The 17,423-nt window shown below is 47.4% G+C and carries 17 protein-coding genes; 11 read left to right on the top strand and 6 right to left on the bottom strand.

Translation table 11 applies throughout. From position 1 onward, the window contains the following. The first annotated feature begins 79 nt into the window (after positions 1 to 79). The 8 genes from HP398_RS23640 to HP398_RS23605 are packed head-to-tail and all read left to right on the top strand — an operon-like array spanning position 80 to position 8,062. Complete coding sequence (locus tag HP398_RS23640; RefSeq protein ID WP_173623810.1) at positions 80 to 1,168, top strand: ABC transporter ATP-binding protein; 1,089 nt, start codon at positions 80 to 82, stop codon at positions 1,166 to 1,168. After that, positions 1,165 to 2,319 carry an alkaline phosphatase family protein gene (locus HP398_RS23635; RefSeq protein WP_173623809.1) on the top strand — a complete coding sequence of 385 codons (1,155 nt, stop codon included), beginning with the start codon at positions 1,165 to 1,167 and terminating at the stop codon, positions 2,317 to 2,319. The genes HP398_RS23640 and HP398_RS23635 overlap by 4 nt, the downstream gene beginning before the upstream one ends. Further along, positions 2,320 to 3,207 carry a carbohydrate ABC transporter permease gene (locus HP398_RS23630; protein WP_173623808.1) on the top strand — a complete coding sequence of 296 codons (888 nt, stop codon included), beginning with the start codon at positions 2,320 to 2,322 and terminating at the stop codon, positions 3,205 to 3,207. 10 nt (positions 3,208 to 3,217) lie between these two features. Further along, on the top strand, positions 3,218 to 4,045 hold the full coding sequence (locus tag HP398_RS23625; RefSeq protein ID WP_173623807.1) for a carbohydrate ABC transporter permease: 828 nt from the start codon (positions 3,218 to 3,220) through the stop codon (positions 4,043 to 4,045). A gap of 32 nt (positions 4,046 to 4,077) precedes the next feature. Next, complete coding sequence (locus tag HP398_RS23620; RefSeq protein WP_173623806.1) at positions 4,078 to 5,403, top strand: ABC transporter substrate-binding protein; 1,326 nt, start codon at positions 4,078 to 4,080, stop codon at positions 5,401 to 5,403. A 27-nt stretch (positions 5,404 to 5,430) separates the two neighbouring features. Continuing rightward, the gene (locus HP398_RS23615; protein ID WP_017251851.1) at positions 5,431 to 6,165 is read left to right on the top strand and encodes an HAD hydrolase-like protein; all 735 of its coding nucleotides are present in this window, start codon (positions 5,431 to 5,433) and stop codon (positions 6,163 to 6,165) included. Next, entirely contained in the window at positions 6,162 to 7,094 is a 933-nt protein-coding gene (locus HP398_RS23610; protein ID WP_173623805.1) for a sugar phosphate isomerase/epimerase family protein, read from the top strand. Before HP398_RS23615 ends, HP398_RS23610 begins: the two co-directional genes overlap by 4 nt. Before the next feature lie 17 nt (positions 7,095 to 7,111). Then, on the top strand, positions 7,112 to 8,062 hold the full coding sequence (locus tag HP398_RS23605; RefSeq protein ID WP_371736781.1) for an NAD(P)-dependent oxidoreductase: 951 nt from the start codon (positions 7,112 to 7,114) through the stop codon (positions 8,060 to 8,062). Between the two features lie 46 nt (positions 8,063 to 8,108). Here HP398_RS23605 and HP398_RS23600 read toward each other — a convergent pair whose 3' ends face one another. The 3 genes from HP398_RS23600 to HP398_RS23590 are packed head-to-tail and all read right to left on the bottom strand — an operon-like array spanning position 8,109 to position 11,870. Further along, a complete protein-coding gene (locus HP398_RS23600) occupies positions 8,109 to 9,257 on the bottom strand; it encodes a Ger(x)C family spore germination protein (protein ID WP_173623803.1) in 1,149 nt (382 codons plus the stop codon). A 2-nt stretch (positions 9,258 to 9,259) separates the two neighbouring features. Next, positions 9,260 to 10,786, bottom strand: coding sequence for a spore germination protein (locus tag HP398_RS23595; RefSeq protein ID WP_017251847.1), 1,527 nt, complete (start codon positions 10,784 to 10,786; stop codon positions 9,260 to 9,262). Further along, entirely contained in the window at positions 10,764 to 11,870 is a 1,107-nt protein-coding gene (locus HP398_RS23590) for an endospore germination permease (protein WP_017251846.1), read from the bottom strand. The genes HP398_RS23595 and HP398_RS23590 overlap by 23 nt, the downstream gene beginning before the upstream one ends. A 113-nt stretch (positions 11,871 to 11,983) precedes the next feature. Between HP398_RS23590 and HP398_RS23585 the strand changes: the two genes are divergently transcribed. The 3 genes from HP398_RS23585 to HP398_RS23575 are packed head-to-tail and all read left to right on the top strand — an operon-like array spanning position 11,984 to position 16,148. Further along, the gene (locus HP398_RS23585) at positions 11,984 to 14,266 is read left to right on the top strand and encodes a DEAD/DEAH box helicase (RefSeq protein ID WP_173623925.1); all 2,283 of its coding nucleotides are present in this window, start codon (positions 11,984 to 11,986) and stop codon (positions 14,264 to 14,266) included. Further along, complete coding sequence (locus tag HP398_RS23580) at positions 14,256 to 15,638, top strand: ribonuclease H-like domain-containing protein (RefSeq protein ID WP_173623802.1); 1,383 nt, start codon at positions 14,256 to 14,258, stop codon at positions 15,636 to 15,638. The genes HP398_RS23585 and HP398_RS23580 overlap by 11 nt, the downstream gene beginning before the upstream one ends. A gap of 45 nt (positions 15,639 to 15,683) precedes the next feature. Further along, on the top strand, positions 15,684 to 16,148 hold the full coding sequence (locus tag HP398_RS23575) for a hypothetical protein (protein ID WP_173623801.1): 465 nt from the start codon (positions 15,684 to 15,686) through the stop codon (positions 16,146 to 16,148). A 48-nt stretch (positions 16,149 to 16,196) separates the two neighbouring features. Here HP398_RS23575 and HP398_RS31015 read toward each other — a convergent pair whose 3' ends face one another. Genes HP398_RS31015 through HP398_RS23565 form a run of 3 tightly spaced genes read right to left on the bottom strand, consistent with a single transcriptional unit; the run spans position 16,197 to position 16,984 of the window. After that, the gene (locus HP398_RS31015; RefSeq protein ID WP_254476333.1) at positions 16,197 to 16,421 is read right to left on the bottom strand and encodes an alpha/beta fold hydrolase; all 225 of its coding nucleotides are present in this window, start codon (positions 16,419 to 16,421) and stop codon (positions 16,197 to 16,199) included. A gap of 27 nt (positions 16,422 to 16,448) precedes the next feature. Beyond that, complete coding sequence (locus HP398_RS31010; RefSeq protein WP_026043343.1) at positions 16,449 to 16,652, bottom strand: alpha/beta fold hydrolase; 204 nt, start codon at positions 16,650 to 16,652, stop codon at positions 16,449 to 16,451. Next, positions 16,649 to 16,984 carry an ArsR/SmtB family transcription factor gene (locus HP398_RS23565; protein ID WP_173623800.1) on the bottom strand — a complete coding sequence of 112 codons (336 nt, stop codon included), beginning with the start codon at positions 16,982 to 16,984 and terminating at the stop codon, positions 16,649 to 16,651. The genes HP398_RS31010 and HP398_RS23565 overlap by 4 nt, the downstream gene beginning before the upstream one ends. Positions 16,985 to 17,423: the final 439 nt, after the last annotated feature.

The following is a 17,423-nucleotide window of genomic DNA, read 5'->3' as shown; positions in this document are numbered from 1 at the left end:
CAAAAATTTGATTGTTGGTGTGAATATGAAAAAAATAACAATTGTCCAATAAAGATTGAATGATGAAGGGGTTTTCAATATGTCGAGTATTATGCTGAAGTCATTGTCCAAGCAATATACCAACGATAAAAACACCCTGGACGATATCAGTCTGGAAATCAAAGACAAAGAGTTCCTGGTGTTATTGGGACCGTCCGGATGTGGAAAATCTACGCTACTCAGAATGATTGCCGGGATTGAAGAGATCACCCAAGGCGATGTGTACATTGGCGATGTTTGTGTCAATGAAGTGGAGCCAAAGGATCGGGGAGTTGCGATGGTGTTTCAAAACTATGCCCTTTATCCTCATATGACCGTATACGAAAACATGGCATACGGACTGAAAATAAAAAAGATCAAAAAAGCAGAGCGAGAGAAGCGCATCAAGGAAGCAGCGGATATTTTGCAAATTGATCATTTGTTAAAACGGTTCCCCAGCCAATTGTCTGGTGGGCAAAAACAGAGGGTCGCCATCGGGCGGGCCATCGTGAAGGAACCAAAAGTCTTTTTGATGGACGAGCCGTTGTCCAATCTGGATGCCAAGCTGCGAAATGAAATGAGAATGGAGATCAAAAAACTACATGAGCGCTTGGATTCGACGTTCATTTACGTGACACATGATCAGGTGGAGGCGGTTACCTTAGGGGATCGAATCGCGATTATGGCGGAAGGCAAGTTCCGACAAATCGGAACGCCGATGGAAATCATCGATTGCCCAGTGGATATGTTCGTTGCCAATTTCATCAGCTCACCCCCCATCAATTATATGGAAGCGAGTTTGATTCAGCGAGATGGCCGGGTCTATGTGGAGGTAGACGGGGTGCTGCTGGAAACCAATCTTCCGCTCAACGTGATGGAAGAAGCTCCTGAGATTGTCGCGGGAGTCAGACCAGAGCATTGCTTTCTCACCGAAAACAGTGACGATGCACTCGCCATGGAGGTACTGCTCACGGAAATTATCGGAACGGATGTGTTGGTCCATCTGACGTATAAAGGGAGCAATTTCATCGTGAAAAAAAGCTTTACCCAGACGTATGCAAAAGGGCAAAAGGTGAACGTAGGGATTAGTGCTGACCATGTCCATGTATTTGACAAGCGTACGCAAAAGAATCTGAGGTGCCGCCGATGAATGTACTCATCTCGTTAGACGGCATCAGCTATCAAAGCTTTGAACCTTACGCGCAGCAGTGGATAGAAAATGGTTACTCCTTCTGCCAAAAACTGATCACGACCTTTCCTTCGGTCACATTTACCGCGCATGCGGCAGCGATGACTGGGAGCCACCCGGGTAAGCATGGTGTCTTTGATAATATCGTAGCTCGCCCGGAAACGATGGAAAGAGTGGCGTTGTATGGCGACCACGAGATTCTTTGCAATGAAGCACTTCATAAGCAGACGATTTTTCATTCGTTGGCGAGACAGGCAGGGACGAGCTGCTGCATTCATTGGCCCATGACGTCCGGAAATCCGTATATTCACCATTTGATTACGGAATCGGGCAGCAAAAAAAAGCTGAAGTCAAAGGTTTCCGTAGAGGAAATCGATCATGTCGCACTGCGTGAAACGATGCGGGCGATCAAAACGGAAACCTATGATTTTATCGCGGCAAGGTTTGTCGGTTATGATGCGCTGTCGCACCAATATGGGAAAGACTCGCCTGAGGCAATGCGGTGTCTTAAGGAGCTGCTTACGTATCTCGATCAAATCGAGCAAACGTTGAAAAAGACACAAAAACCATTCAACCTGATCATTTTCTCGGATCATGGTCAAAGTGATATTCACTCGTTTTTTTACCCGAATGAGATTTTGGCCAAAAGCCAGTGGAAGCAGCATTTTCGAAACAAACAAATCAAATTCGTCGGGGACGGCAGCGGGGCGTTGTTGTTTTATAGCTCGTTAGATTATCAGCAAAACAAAGAAATCATGGCGTTTTTTGAACAGATGCCAGAAGTGCATCGCTTTTATGAGCTGACAGGGGACACTCCCTCAACATGCAGTCCATTCGGCATCCTCGATTTGAAGCATACGGTATGCGGCGAAGATATCGCGTTTCCAGAACAACCGAAATACAAGGAGATGAAAAGCCTGCACGGGTATCATCCCGCCAATGTCGATGAAATGAATGGTTTTCTCTTGTGCTTAGGGGATGCGTTTACGAAAAGCAAAGTAATTGAAGAAACAAACATCGAAAACATTGCACCCACACTGGCGCAGTTGTTCCGAATTGCTCATCCATGTGACGGGCAAACGATCAAAGACATCTTCAAGGAGTACGAGTAAATGGGCAGACCAATCAGCAAAACGATCAAGGATAACGCATGGTCGCTTGGGTTACTTTTGCCGACACTGATTCCGTTAGTTATTTTTTGGATCTACCCCATGATCAAAACGTTCCAAATCAGTTTTACCGACTGGAATTATATTTCACCTGACTACAACTACGTAGGGCTGGAAAACTACCAAAACTTGATGAGCGATGCTTTCTTCGGGAAGGTGCTGCTGAATACCTTGGTGTTTACCTTTTTTACAGTCGTTCCGCCGATTCTTTTCGGGCTGTTCGTGGCAATCCGGTTAAACAAAATACAGAAGCTTCGCCATTTCTTTGTGGCGAGTGCCTTTTCATCGTGGATCACGCCGACTGTGGTCGTGTCCATGGTATGGGTCAGCATATTCGATACCGATTCGGGGATTGTCAATTATGTCCTGAAAGGTTTCGGTATGGAGCCAGTAAAGTGGCTGGGTGGACAAACGACAGCGATGATTGTCGTCATTATCGTCACCATCTGGCAGTACATGGGGCTGGGGATCTTGCTACTTTCCTCTGCTCTCGCGAAATTGGACCCGGAAGTAGAGAAAGCGAATGATTTGGATGGAGGGAGAGGATTACGAAAATTATTCAGAATCACCTTGCCTGCGATCTCACCAATTCTTGTTTTTCTGTTCGTCTTTTTTACGCTGAATTCTCTCAAAGCCTATGATCAGATTTATATTTTGACGCAGGGTGGACCTTCAGGAGCGACTTCGACCATCTTGTACTACTTCTACGTACTCGCTTTTGAATTTTTTGAAACCGGACCAGCTTCAGCGTTGGCGTTGATTTTCTTGGTCATGTGTCTCTTGATTAGCGCATTGAATTTCTTCTTGTCCAAACTACTGTTTACCAAATGAGGTGGGAGCTGTGTCCTTGGCAAAATTAAAAACAGGCATAAATTATGCAATGTTAATTTTGTTAAGCGTACTGATGGTGTTTCCGTTTCTCTGGATGTTCTTGATTTCGATCAAGCCTAAAAGCGAGGTGTACAGCGGGAGCCTGCTGCCTTCCACCTTTCATTTTGAGAATTACATCCGTGTATTCACGGAAACGAAGATGCTGCTTTATTTGTGGAACAGCATTTCTGTCAGCCTGATCATCATCGTTTTTCAAATTTTCACCGCGATTTTTGCGGCTTATGTTTTCGCGACGGCGCAGAAAAGATGGGTTCGTTACTGCTTCGTGCTTATTTTAGCAACGTACATGCTTCCATCTGCGGTAACGTACATTCCATCCTTTATTTTGCTGTCCAAAGCGAATTTGCTGGATACGCACATTGGTTATGTTCTCAGCGAGCTCATTAGTATCTTCGCTATTTTTTTTCTGAGGCAATCGTTCGCCCAGGTGCCAAAGGATGTGGTGCATGCAGCCAAGCTGGATGGGGCGGGGCATCTACGACTCATTTTCACGGTGTATATCCCGTATTGCAAAAATGCGATTGCTTCGCTTGTGTTGATCACATTTATTTACAGCTACAACAACTATATGTGGCCCTCGCTCTTGATCAAGTCGGAGGAAAACATGTTTGTCACGATTGGATTGCGGAGGCTGTTCATGAGTCAGGCGGGCTACGGGATGGACTTCCCACTGGCGATGGCAGCGTGTGCGATTTCACTAGCACCTATGCTGATCATGCTCGCAATCGCAAGCAAAAGAATCATTCATTCCATGGCTAATCTGTATGTCAACAAATAGACCAAAACCGCTATTTATTGGGAGGAGTCATTGTGAAAAATCAGAAGCGAAACACCAAGAGCGTCATTCTTTCCATCCTGAGTTCTGCGCTTATTTTTACCGGAGCCGTCGGTTGTTCGAACAATGCCGCGTCTGACAGCAACGCAAATGCAGCGGCTGGCCCTAACGAGAAAATCAAGCTGGAGTTCTACTACGGTCTCGGCGGCAAGCTCGGGGAGACGATGCAAAAAATCGTGCAGGACTTTAACAGCAGCAATGAAAAATACGAGGTCGTTCCGATTGTCCAAGGTGACTACAGCGAGACGTTGCAGGCACTCCAGGCCTCGCTGGCAGCAGGCAAGCCCCCAGCCTTGGCGATCAATGCGTATCCGGAATTTATGAAGCTGGCGAAAAGCGATGCATTGCTGCCATTAGATGAAAGGATCAATCAGCCGGAGTATAAAAAGGACGATGTTCTGCTGCTAGAACAAGGGAAGTACAACGATGCGATGCTGGGTGTTCCTGCTTATGTCAGTACGCAAATGATGTACTACCGCAAAGATATTTTTGACAAATACAAGATTGACTACAATGCGCTCACGAGCTTCGAGCAATTGGCGGACGCAGCCAAGCTCATCAAAGAAAAAGAGGGAATTAACGGCTGGTCCATCATGTGGTACACGGAGCATATGATCGACTACGCTCGTTCAGCTGGCGGCGATATCGTGAGCGAAGACGGCAAGACTGTCACGATCGACTCGGAAGAATGGGTGTATGCGTGGGACAGCATTCGCAAATACATTCATGAGGACAAAATCATGGATACCGTCTATGGCGGCAATGGCTGGGAATGGTGGTACAAAACCATCGACAACGTGATGAACGGAAAATCCGCAGGCTACACAGGCTCTTCCGGTGACGGGGGCGATCTGGATTTCACCAAGGTAGCAACTGGCATGCAAAAAGGCTTCCATGGACAACCACCTAGACCAGTCGCCATTTCCGTCATGTTCAACCTGTTCAAAGCATCCTCAAAAGAACAGCAAGAGGGCGCGTGGGAATTCGTGAAGTACTTCTCGGAAGCAGAAAAAACAGCGTACTGGGCCGTAAACACAGGCTATATTCCTATTCGCGACAGCGCCGTGAATACAGAGATTTACCAGAATAAATTGAAAGAAAATCCGTACTTCTCGGTACCTTTGGAACAGGCGAAAACGAATGGAATAGCTCCTTTTGTAGACCCGACAGGCGGCAAAATTTATGCGGAAATTGAGTTGGCGAAGGACAAAGTGCTGATCGAAAACGTTCCTGCCGCAGAAGCGCTCAAAGTAGCGAAAGAAAAAGCACAGAAAGAACTCGACAAGGCATTGAATCAATAAAACATAGCGAACAGGAGAGATGGAAAAATGAAAAACGACATCGCATTGGCTGTATTTGATCTGGCAGGAACGTTGGTAGAGGATGATAACGCCGTGAGAGATTGTCTGCATAAAGCGGCTGTGGAATACGGATTAAACGTGACACCCGATGAAATCAGCACGCATATGGGAACGAACAAGATTCATCTCTATCAGTATTTGATTGCGAGAACAAAAGGAAATAGGATCGACTTCAAAAACTTTGAAATCGATATCGACAATTCGTCGTTCGAGGACGCTGTCAAACTGTACGAACGCTATACCGAATACATGATTGCGTTTTATCAGGAAAATTGCCGCGAAATCGAAGGTGCAACCGAAACGCTGAAGTGGTGCCAAGCAAATGGCATTAAAGTAGCGACTGGGACAGGCTTCCATAAAGACATCAACAGCGTCATTATGGAGTCGCTCGGTTGGGTGAAGGACGGCTTGATCGATTATGCAGTAGACCTGGATATGGTACCAGAAGGCAAGGGACGCCCAGCTCCGTTCATGATTTTCAAAGCCATGGAATATTTGAACGTACAAAACGTCAGACAAGTCATCAAGCTCGGCGATACGCCAGCGGATATGCTTGAAGGCTACAACGCAGGTTGCAAAGCGGTCATCGGCGTGATGCAAGGCTCGACCCCCATCGAGGTATGGGGCAAGTACTATCATACACATGTGCTCGACACGGTAAAAGAACTGCCAGAGCTGATTTTGTCCGGTAAAATCGTATGATCTACCCTGTGGAGAAGATGGCGAGTATCGGAATCGTTTTGCCGAAGCTGTTTCCTTTTTCACAAAGCAGGCCTGAACAGATGCTTCCGAGTCTTCTTACGATCCTGGAAGATCCATTCTTTACAGCGGTAGAAGTGTCCTATATCGCGGACAAAGAGACGAGGGAACAAGCGGCAAAGTATATGACGTACAGCGGAGTCGAGGTTATTTTCAATGGTGGAGATGCAGCCAGAGAATTGCAGATTGATCTCAGCTCCTTGGACCCGGTCGTTCGCAACAAGTCTATTCAATCAGACAAGATGCTGATCGATCACTGCTATGAAATGAACGCAAAAATCATGCATATCGTAACGGGTAAATTTCAAGGCGAGGAAAACAAGTCGAAAAACATCCAGGCGTTTATTGCTTCGGCGATGGAGCTGTGCAAGTACGCAAAAGAAAAAGCCGATACGTACGAGCTGTGCATTTCTTTGGAGATCGGGGATCGATATGTCGATCGCAACTATTTACTCGGACCTACTCATGAGGCGGTGCATGTAGCAAACGTGATCCGCAGTGAGTACGACAATTTTGGTCTCTTGCTGGATCAAAGCCATTTGCCGATTATGGGCGAGGACTCGCACAAATCCTTGTGGTTGGCTAAAGATTATTTAACGCACATTCATCTCGGAAACTGTTACTTGAAAAACAGGCAAGCCAGCTATTTCGGGGATAAGCACCTCCCGTTTCACGTCAAGGATTCAGAGGTTGGTGTGAATGAGCTGACGGCTTTCATCACGACGCTATATGACATTGATTTTTTCAAGAGCCCAAAACCAACTAGGAAGCCAGTCATGACCTTTGAGGTGGGGCGCTTTGAGGATGAATCGCCTATGCTGGTAATCGCCAATGTAAAACGTGCTTTTTACGAAGCATGGGCCAATGCATAAACGAAAAGACTGGGGCTGTGGCAGAAGTGAATGTATTGATTACGGGATACTTTACCGACTATTCCAAGCAACGTGTGACACAAGCGTTTCCGCAGGATTGGCGCATCCAAATTGTGGAGCCTGAGCAGATCGAGTTATTTATCAGAGAAGCAAATGTGTTGATTCCCGAGCATATCCAAGTAAATGAAGAGTTGCTGAACAAAGCGCACAACTTGAAGTTTGTCCAGACGGGTGCGGGCTTTGACAACGTGGATATTGAGGCGTGCACGAAGAAAAACATTTGGGTGAGCAACGCGGCTGGCGTGAATGCAAACGCAGTAGCCGAGCATATTATGGCGCTCATTCTTGGGTATTACAAAAACATCTCTTATCTCGATCAAGCGATGAAAAATCGGGAGGATGAGACCAAGCTCGTCTACGTCGGTGGCGAGCTCGCAGGAAAAATCATCGGAACCATCGGCTTTGGTGCCATCGGCTCTCGTGTAGCGGAGCTGGCAAAAGCCTTCCGAATGAAGGTGCTGGCGTACGACAACAACCCGAACAGGCAGAGCGATGATGCCGAAATGGTTGATCTGGACACGTTGATTGCCCAATCTGACGTCATCACCCTGAACATTTTTCTGAATGAATCCACGAGACATTTAGTGGACAAGCAGTTTTTAGCCAAAATGAAAAGTGATGCACTGCTCGTCAATACAGCGAGAGGGCCGATCATTTGTGAAGAGGACTTGATCGAAGCATTGAAAAACAATGTGATTGGCGGAGCGTGCCTCGATGTGTTCACACGGGAGCCTCTCAGCGTGGACAGTGAGCTGCGTGCTTTGAAAAATGTCGTGTTGACCCCACATACAGCAGGCATGCCTGACGGAACCAAGTTTCACGAGAAAAGGTACCAATTTTTTGTGGAAAACATAGATCGAATCCAGCGCAATGAAACACCGTACAATCATTTGAATCAACTTTCCTAAACAAAAAAAGCCGGGATCAGTCATCAGAGACTGGTCCCGGTTCGTTTTAATGCTCCCGTATCTTCGAGAGGTTTCCTCCGAATAGCTCCAGCTCTACGTCCAGACGGGAAATCGTATCGGGGCGAAGAGGCAGCTCCCCATTTTTCGTAAGCTTGTGCCATGCCTTGGGATTCTCTCGATATAAAGCATCTGACAATTGAAGAACATCGATTTGTGATTTTTGTCCCAAAAGGTACGTGTGCATGATCTCCTCAGAAATGCTCTTCTCCGCATATTCGCGTAGTTTCTTTTCAGGAATGGCTTTTACCAATTGGGGCATGTTTGCCTTCGTTTTCACCTTGAGCTGAAACGTTACTTTGTCATTTTCCACTTTGGGGGTGATGGACGGTTTGATCTTTTCCATGACAAGCGTTGCGATGGGGTGGCCATCATGATATACCGTAATCCCTGGTCGTTTCGTATCTTTATCCAACCAGCGTAGACCCATGATGTCAGCACGTGGCATGCATTGTTTCAATTTCTTGTTATGCAAAAAGCAGACGCCACTCATGATCAGTTTGGGGTGCTTTTTTTTATCTTCGGTCCACTGAACTTTGTTGATCCCTATTTCGGGCAACTGCATGGTCTGCCCACTTTCTTTCCACTTCCAGATAAACTTGTATAGATACATAGGAGCAACGACCGAGCTTTGTCTGTATACATCCTCCGGGTCGTTCAATTGGGAATACAGGACAGAGATATTCAAAATAGGCTTGGCGTTAAAAATATCTTCGATGGGTTCTTTTGTAGCAAATGTCCAGATTGTATAGCGGAATTCGTAGTAACGGTCGACGACATCCAATAATTGATTGACGACATCCTGCTTCAGGGCAGCTTCGGAAAAGACAATAGCTTTGATGTGGCTCCAGGAAAGTCGCTGTTGTGAGGTCGGGTACAGATTGAATATCGCTTCATCCAGCGTTTTCCCTTCTCCCTTACCGATGGAAATGGATTGAGGCAGGCGTTGTCCACCTGCTTCTTGCTTGGCAATATTACCGAAGCTAATGATTTGCGTATAAAACACAAATTTCCCCTTCACATAGTCAACTCCAATAGAATTGACGTAAATCAAATGCTCAATTTCCCTGGCACCCCAACAACCGCTTAACATGGCACAGATCAAAATCGTCGTGAAAAAGCAGCGAAGTTTTTGCATTGCTATTGTTGATTCTCCTCGCTTGATCTGTTTTTCTGTAGCATGTGAGGGACCTTGTACCATTTTCCCCATGGGATCCGAAAGATTACTTTCCACAAATCCTGAAAAATAGGGGGAGAGAGCGGCTCCAAATAATAAACCCCAAATGATCGCAGATTGGTTAGGTACAGCACGATCATCCCAACTGAGATGAAAAAGCCAAACAGCCCGGCCATACCAGAAATGACCAAGATGATGAGTCTGAGCAAGCTAACCGTACCGACGAGGTCTTGATTGACCAGCGAAAAGGTGGAGAGAACGGACATCGCTACAATTACGAGAATCCCGGGAGCTGTTAACCCTGCACTGATGGCGGCTTGACCAATGATCAGACCGCCAACCACGGATAAAGTTTGACCAAAAGCCATGGGAAGACGTATACCGGCTTCACGAAATAATTCAAACAACAGCAGCATGACGATTGCTTCCAACGGGACAGGAATGGGGACGCCCTGTCTGGATAGGACAAGCGTTGCCACCAGTGTGTAAGGAAGCTGATCCTGATGATAAGTAATCAAGGCAATCCAGAAGCCAGGAAGAAACAAGGCCACTAGGAATCCGAACAATCTCATTAAACGGGTAAAAGCGCTATACCAAAAATAGGAGTAGATATCTTCCGGTGTATTAAATAAAAAAGTCAAGGTCACAGGAGCGATCGTGGCGATCGGGGAGCCTTCCACAAAAATAAGAAACTTCCCATGCAACAGCGCGTTAACTGCAAAATCAGGCCTGCCTGTATACTCAAACAGAGGAAACAACGGTATGCGGGCGCCTGTTAGCATATCTTCGAGCTGCGTATTGCTGATAATCGCTGTTACTTGCAGTTGTTCAAGCTTGGTTCTGATTTCATTCAATGTTTCCGGGTTTATCTTATTTTTGAGGAACAGCAAATTGACTCTTGTTTGTGTCTCTTCACCTAGTCTGTACTCTTCTACCGCTAACCTATTGGTTTTTAATCTTTTCCGGATCAAGCCGATACTGATGTGCGGCTCTTCGGTAAAGCCATCTCGCGGTCCTTTCACAGAGACCTCTGTAGTTGGTTCTTCCGGAGTGCGCTGCGGCGGGTTGGAGAGCTCCATCCAATAGAGCTTGTTAAACGAAGGAAAGAAGAGGAGGAGTTCCCCTCCGAATACTTTTTTGACAAGGAGGTCCGGATTGCGATCGTCGAGAATCGCTTTCAAAAATAACTCACTGTATTGCTCAAGGCCTGAAGCACTCAGCGGGGAAGTCGTTTGATACATGTGGGATAGCTTCGGAATCACATATTGGTTGATCTGTTTGATATCGCATAGACCCTCCGAATAAATGATGGTAACGTCAGACGAATTCTGCTGATCTTCTGTGGAGGGGAAACGAACCGAATCTATGATGACATCTGCACAAGAGGCAAACAATTGCCGAAAATATTGTTCGGTTAAAGGCTGATCGTTTGGGATGGACGGTGGATGTTCGTTAGGGACGAAGACATCATTCCCTCGGACTCTCCTCATAGATCATACCCCTCCTTCGGCTGGACCAATGTACGAGCACGATGATAATGAACGAGTAGAACAACATCGTATAAAACATAATTGGAACGATATAGACGGTTAGCATGTCCAGAAACGCGTTATCGCTGAAGGGTAGAACGGCAATGGCAATCAATAGGGAATAAAGCAGGACGAGGACAACCAGTTTTTTCGCTTTATTTTCCATTCGAAAGATATCTAGGATGAGAAAGATCGTCAAAGACATGCGAATAAAAGCACCTGAAAACCACTGGTAAATACTTAAGAAATCCATATGCTCAATGTAGCGGCCAATATTAACCAAGCGCCATTCTTCGTAAGCAGGATATCTCAGCTTCTCCGACTCCCCAGTGCCGAATTCGGCAATTGCCCCCGTAACAGGTCCAAAGGTCAGTCCTATTAACACGATGGCAAGAATCAAGAGGGGCAGCAGCGAATACTTGGAGCGAATATGCTGTTGCATAAACAGAAGGATGATCAGTTCAATATAACCAGCTCCGACAAAGACCATGCCTTTCCACACAGGAAGCATCCCGAACTCCAGGAATGGTTTCAACAACATATAGCTTTTATGCGCGTAGTTGGAAGACATGACGAAGAAACCGAGAAAGATGACAAGCGGCAGGAAAAGGACCGCTGTGTTTGCGATAGAGCGTATGCCCAAGTATGCATTGCACAAGCAAATGCCAGCTAGCAAAAGGGCAATGAAAAAAGTGGGCATCTTGGGGGAAAAAGCGACGTGTATCCAGGTAACGGTATCTCTCATCGTAATTGCACACATCATGAATAAATAGACACATGCAATGCCTGCCAATATATAGGAAACAACAGGATGGTATGCTTTTTTCAGCAAAAGAAAAAGATGCTGCTGACGAGTTTTGGCAATTGCCGAATACAGAAGGCAGGTCCACACAAGAAAGATGACACCTGCCAAAATAACCGATATCCATGAATCCCGTTTTGCGGCATCTAATAAAATGGGGATGACAATCACATGGTTCATTAGGCCAATGGTGAGCATCAACATACAGACAACTTGAAAAAAAGTCAAAGAACCTTGTTTCATGCACATACCTCTACATACTTGAGTTGATAGTAGTATCTGTTCAAAGTGGATCTTTATTCCATGTTTACATGCCGAACGTCCATTCGTAAAATGGAAGCAAGAAGGTGACGAAAATGAATGTGAAAAAAGATATCGCAGCCATATTGGATCACATAAAAACAGAGGAACGATTTCGCGATAACATTGCGCATTGGAGGGTCATTCCTGCTCGGGAAGCAAAGTCTGTTCCATTTCCAGATGAACTGGACGGACGAATTCGAGATGCCCTGACGAATAGAGGCATTCCCTCCTTATATACGCATCAAGAAACGTCTTTTCGCCATGTGCGCGAAGGTAAACACATCGTCGCGGTTACGCCCACGGCTTCTGGCAAAAGCATGTGCTATCATTTGCCGATCCTCCAGACGTTATCGGAAGACACACAGGCTCGGGCTCTTTACTTGTTCCCAACCAAGGCTTTGGCGCAGGATCAAAAGTCGGAGTTGCACGAACTGATTACGGAAATGGGCCTTTCGATCAAATCCGAAACATATGATGGTGATACACCTGCAAATATCCGGCAGATGGTACGGAAGGCAGGAAATATCGTTATCACCAACCCAGACATGCTGCATTCCGCTATTTTGCCCCATCACACCAAGTGGGTGTCCTTTTTCGAGCATCTCAAATACATCGTGATTGACGAGCTGCATACATATCGCGGCGTTTTTGGCAGCCATGTCGCCAATGTCATTCGGCGGTTGAAGCGCATTTGTGCCTTTTATGGGAGTCACCCGCAATTTATTTGTACGTCGGCTACCATCGCCAACCCGAAGCAATTGGCAGAAGCACTGACAGAAGAAGAGGTAGTGCTGGTCAACAACAATGGTGCTCCGTCTGGCATCAAGCATTTCCTTTTCTACAATCCACCTGTGGTCAATAAGCAGCTCAATATTAGACGCAGTGCCACATTGGAGGCGCGAGACATTACCGAGCAATTTTTGATCAATGGCATACAGACGATTTTGTTTGCGAGAAGCCGTGTACGTGTAGAGATTTTGCTGACGTATTTGCAGGAGCTGATTCGTCGCAAGCTAGGGCCAAAAACGATCCAAGGGTATCGTGGCGGCTATTTGCCGAGCCAGCGCAGAGAGATCGAACGCGGCTTGCGCAATGGTGACATTATGGGCGTAGTCAGCACCAATGCGCTGGAGCTTGGGGTAGATATCGGGCAGCTTCAGGCGTGTGTCATTACTGGCTATCCGGGCTCGGTCGCAAGCACATGGCAGCAAGCAGGACGGGCAGGAAGACGGCAGGGGGAATCCGTCGTCGTGATGGTCGGTAGCTCCACGCCATTGGATCAGTATGTGATCGCCAATCCAGAGTACTTTTTCGACCGCAGTCCTGAGACAGCGCGGATCAATCCCGATAACCTGATCATTTTGGTGGATCATCTCAAATGTGCGGCATACGAGCTGCCGTTTCGTGAGGGTGATACATTCGGTCGCGCGGAAATCGTGGAAATTCTGGAGTTCTTGACCGAGGAGCAGGTGCTTCATTACTCGCGGGGCAAGTGGTTCTGGATGAACGATTCATTCCCGGCCCACAACATCAGTCTGCGGTCAGCCTCGCAGGAAAATGTCGTGATCATCGACATCAGTGAACGGGGAAATGAGCGTGTCATCGGGGAAATGGACCGTTTCAGCTCCATGACGCTCTTGCATGACGAGGCTATCTACCTGCATCAAGGGACGCAATTCCAGGTGGAAAAGCTGGACTATGAGGAAAAGAAGGCGTATGTCCGGGAAGTGCAGGTCGATTATTACACAGATGCAAACTTGGCCGTCTCGCTGAAGGTATTGGAGCAGGATCAGTCCCGTCGTCATGCGCAGAGCACGTTGGCTTATGGCGAAGTAGCTGTGAATGCGATGGCGACGATCTTTAAGAAAATCAAGTTCGAAACGCATGAAAATATCGGTTCGGGACCGATTCATTTACCAGAAGAGGAACTGCATACAAATGCGGCGTGGATCGGTTTTTCCGAAGCGCTACTCGGCGAGATTGGGACAGAGGATGTGGAACGCGGATTGGTTGGTTTGGCGCATGTGTTGCAGCACGTAGCCCCGCTGTTTGTCATGTGCGACCCGATGGACCTGCACGTGATACCGCAACGTAAGGCCGTTCATTCGCAGGAGCCGACGATTTTTCTGTATGACCGTTATCCGGGAGGCATCGGCTTGAGTGAGCAAGTATATAAGGAAATGGAGACGATTTTGACCCAGGCAGAGCGGATGATTGTCTCTTGCCCGTGTGAGTCAGGCTGTCCGTCTTGTGTGGGAGCGACAGATGACGGCAGCAAGGGGCTAGCCATGACCTTGCTGCGTATCGCGCAAGGGGGAAACACTTATGTCTCTTAAATCCAAGCTGCAACGGATGAAGGGACATCTCTCGCTGGAAACGGACAAATCGGTAGCGCCAGCAGTCGAATCGGAAACGGCCATTCGCCAGAAAGAGCCGGGGGAAGAGCCGAGGGCGGCTGTACCAACGGATAGCAGCGCCGAGCTACAGATACCTTTTGCTGACAAGTGGAAGGAAATGCAGGCATCGCCCTACATCTGGGATGATGATTACGTCATGATTCGAGAGGTTCGCTATCCGATTGATCAGCAGCATGGCGCTTACGCCTTTTCCGAGCTGCGTGAGGCGATCCGTATGTGGGAAGCGGCTGGTCGAGAGCATCCGCTATCCGCTGCGGGCAGGAGGCCAGAAGACTTGCTGTTCTTCGATACGGAGACGACAGGGCTGTCAGGCGGGGCAGGCAATGCGATTTTTCTTTTGGGGTACAGTCGTTTCGAGGGGGAGCACGTCGTGGTGCGTCAGCATTTTCTCCCGGGCCCGCATGCAGAGGTGACCTTGTACCAGTCGTTTTTGGAGCAAGCACAGAAGTCCTCACATCTGGTGACCTTTAACGGAAAGTCCTTTGACTGGCCGCAAGTTCGGACACGGCATACACTGGTGCGCGATCAAGTGCCTGCTTTGCCTACCTTTGGTCATTTTGACCTTTTGCACGGAGCGAGGAGACTGTGGAAGGCGGAGCTAGAATCGTGCCGATTGGGTATCATTGAGCAGGAAAAGCTGGATGTTTTTCGCGAGGATGATTTGCCCGGCTATTTGGCACCGGTGCGGTATTTCGACTTTTTGCATGCTCAGGACCCTGATGTCATCGAAGGCGTACTGCGGCATAACGAGACGGACGTCCTGTCTCTGATCACGATGTACATTCACATGACGCGGCTATTGGTAGGGCAAGGGAGTGCAACGGTATCTATCGAGGAAAGCTACGAAATTGCCAGATGGTACGACGCGCTTGGAGATCAGGAAGCCGCTATGGCAGGCTATCGTCTCGTCGCAGACAGTGAGCATGCGTGGAGTAACCGGGCCAAGCTCGCCATCGGTCATCTGTACAAAAGGCAAAAGGATTGGCAGCAAGCCCTAACCGTTTGGGAGTCGTGCATCCAGTCCACCGGATATGTCCCGGAAGAGGTGTATATTGAGGCTGCCAAGCTGTACGAGCACCAGCTGAAGGATTGGGAGAAGGCTTTGTATTATACGAAGCAAGCGTATGAGCAGTGGAAAAAGCGCGGGAGTCTGTTGCGAAACAGGTCCAAGGCCGACGCAGAGGCGTATTACAAGCGGATGGATCGGTTAGAAGCAAAGCTACGCGGGAATGAAGCGGAAGAAGAGAGCCTGTTGTCCGGATTTTTGGATTGGGCGGATGAGCAAGAGTGATGAGGGACTGTAGATCGAAGACCTATCGATCAGAGGGGGAGTAGGATGAGACAGATTGTCTTGATTCTATTTGCGATGCTACTCATTAGCGTTGGCGGTTGCTCTGCGAATGACGACTGGGTTCATACATTTACGGGGGAGAGCGACAAATGGAGCGTGGTCATGGAAATCAGGCCGACTGAGAGTGAACACACACATGTTGTTTATCCATTTTACTTGACGAAGAAAATGGAGAATGACGTCACGAAGCTGCATTTCGAAGCTCATCTAGTTAACGGTAATCCGAGCGGCAATTTCGACCACGATTATTTAAAAAAGCTCAATGATAAGCAACCGTTTCTGCTTTTTAAGGAGTACCCGAACCTTCTCTCGACTGATTTTCCTGCAAAAGATACGCCGAAAGAACAGCTGGAATACTACTTCTCTGAGTTGAAGATGGATATAAAATGGACAGATGATCGGGGAGAGCATCAAGAACAAATCCCCCTGAAGCTGCAAAAAGCCCCCTGACGAAAAAGGGGCTTTTACTGCATGTTCCGAGCAAACGGTCTATGGTGTTCATTCACATCTATTTACGATTGCTTTTGCCAAAACATCTGGAGCCATCACAACTGCGGAATGATCTTGCCCGGCTAGCGTTTGATGTTTAGCCAGAGGCAACAGTTCGGCGAGCGCTTTGGCTGCGTCATCGAAAAACGGCCCGCTGTTTTCCCCTGTCATGATGAATGTTGGGGCGTTCACTTTCCAGCGATCGGCTGTCATTAATGATGAACGGTGGTTCATGCAGAAAGAGTTCTTGAACTTGAGAGCCTAATTGGCTAGCTGCTTCAAGGGCCAGCACGGCGCCGGATGAACTGCCGAACAAATAGGCGCTTCCGCCGCTTCATGGATCAATGACTCGATATCCTCCACTTCGCGTTCGACGGCATATGGGGCGGTATCAGAGCTATGTCCGCGCCCGCGACGATCGTAGTTGTAGACGGTAAAATGAGCGGCAAGCTGCTTACCTGTCATGGCTTCTCCTTTCGTTTGTAGTCGAGCATATAGTCCTCGAAATTGTCGAGCCGTTCTTCCCAAAGAATGCTGAACGAATCGAACCATTCGTCGAGTTCCTGAAAGGGTTTGGCTTCGAGGCTATATATTCGCTGCTGCGCCTTGGTGCGGGAGCGTACCAGCCCAGCCTCGCTCAAAATGCGCAGATGGCGAGATACCTGAGGTTGGCCGATGTTGAGGACTTGAACGATTTCACTGACAGAGTGCGGCCCCTGTTTTAACAGTTCGATAATGTTAAAACGGTTCGGCTCGGCGATCGTGAGTAATGTGACTTGCATCGGTGTCGTGTTCATGGACTGAATATACATCATTATGTATATATGTATGAATGTATATAAAGTTTTAAAATCCACTCCAAAAGGGGGGCAGCTTGTTTGCGAAGGCAGTTACAGGAGGAGAATTAGGTACAACCGGTGGAGAGATTCAAGAGATCGCATGGAAAACTCGACAAAAGATGTAGAAGAGTAGCTTTGAATGAACGTAAATTGTTGAGATAGCGGGCAGTTTAATCTGATTTAAAGGTATTGAAGCGTAAGGAAAGAGATAGAAGATGAGGACTCAAATCTTATTTCCAATTATTTCATTTGATAAAGCAAACAGATCATGCTATATTGGTATTCCGCCTTTCAAAAAGGGCGGCACAAAACGAAACGAAACACTCCAAAATTACCTGTTGACTTAAAATAAACATACATGGTATATTGTGAGTCCGGCACTTTTGAAGTGCTCGTG

Source organism: Brevibacillus sp. HB1.4B (genome assembly GCF_013284285.1).
GTDB classification, from domain to species: Bacteria; Bacillota; Bacilli; order Brevibacillales; family Brevibacillaceae; genus Brevibacillus; species Brevibacillus porteri.
Note: the sequence above shows the minus strand (reverse complement) of the source record. Positions and strands in the feature narration are given on the sequence as shown.

Bases quoted from the DNA above. Each gene is read 5' to 3' on its own strand.
- HP398_RS23575 (WP_173623801.1), top strand. From the start codon at position 15,684: ATGAGACAGATTGTCTTGATTCTATTTGCGATGCTACTCATTAGCGTT.
- HP398_RS31010 (WP_026043343.1), bottom strand. From the start codon at position 16,652: ATGACAGGTAAGCAGCTTGCCGCTCATTTTACCGTCTACAACTACGAT.
- HP398_RS31015 (WP_254476333.1), bottom strand. From the start codon at position 16,421: ATGAACCACCGTTCATCATTAATGACAGCCGATCGCTGGAAAGTGAAC.
- HP398_RS23615 (WP_017251851.1), top strand. From the start codon at position 5,431: ATGAAAAACGACATCGCATTGGCTGTATTTGATCTGGCAGGAACGTTG.
- HP398_RS23585 (WP_173623925.1), top strand. From the start codon at position 11,984: ATGAATGTGAAAAAAGATATCGCAGCCATATTGGATCACATAAAAACA.
- HP398_RS23630 (WP_173623808.1), top strand. From the start codon at position 2,320: ATGGGCAGACCAATCAGCAAAACGATCAAGGATAACGCATGGTCGCTT.
- HP398_RS23580 (WP_173623802.1), top strand. From the start codon at position 14,256: ATGTCTCTTAAATCCAAGCTGCAACGGATGAAGGGACATCTCTCGCTG.
- HP398_RS23600 (WP_173623803.1), bottom strand. From the start codon at position 9,257: ATGCAAAAACTTCGCTGCTTTTTCACGACGATTTTGATCTGTGCCATG.
- HP398_RS23590 (WP_017251846.1), bottom strand. From the start codon at position 11,870: ATGAAACAAGGTTCTTTGACTTTTTTTCAAGTTGTCTGTATGTTGATG.
- HP398_RS23595 (WP_017251847.1), bottom strand. From the start codon at position 10,786: ATGAGGAGAGTCCGAGGGAATGATGTCTTCGTCCCTAACGAACATCCA.
- HP398_RS23640 (WP_173623810.1), top strand. From the start codon at position 80: ATGTCGAGTATTATGCTGAAGTCATTGTCCAAGCAATATACCAACGAT.
- HP398_RS23635 (WP_173623809.1), top strand. From the start codon at position 1,165: ATGAATGTACTCATCTCGTTAGACGGCATCAGCTATCAAAGCTTTGAA.
- HP398_RS23610 (WP_173623805.1), top strand. From the start codon at position 6,162: ATGATCTACCCTGTGGAGAAGATGGCGAGTATCGGAATCGTTTTGCCG.
- HP398_RS23565 (WP_173623800.1), bottom strand. From the start codon at position 16,984: ATGAACACGACACCGATGCAAGTCACATTACTCACGATCGCCGAGCCG.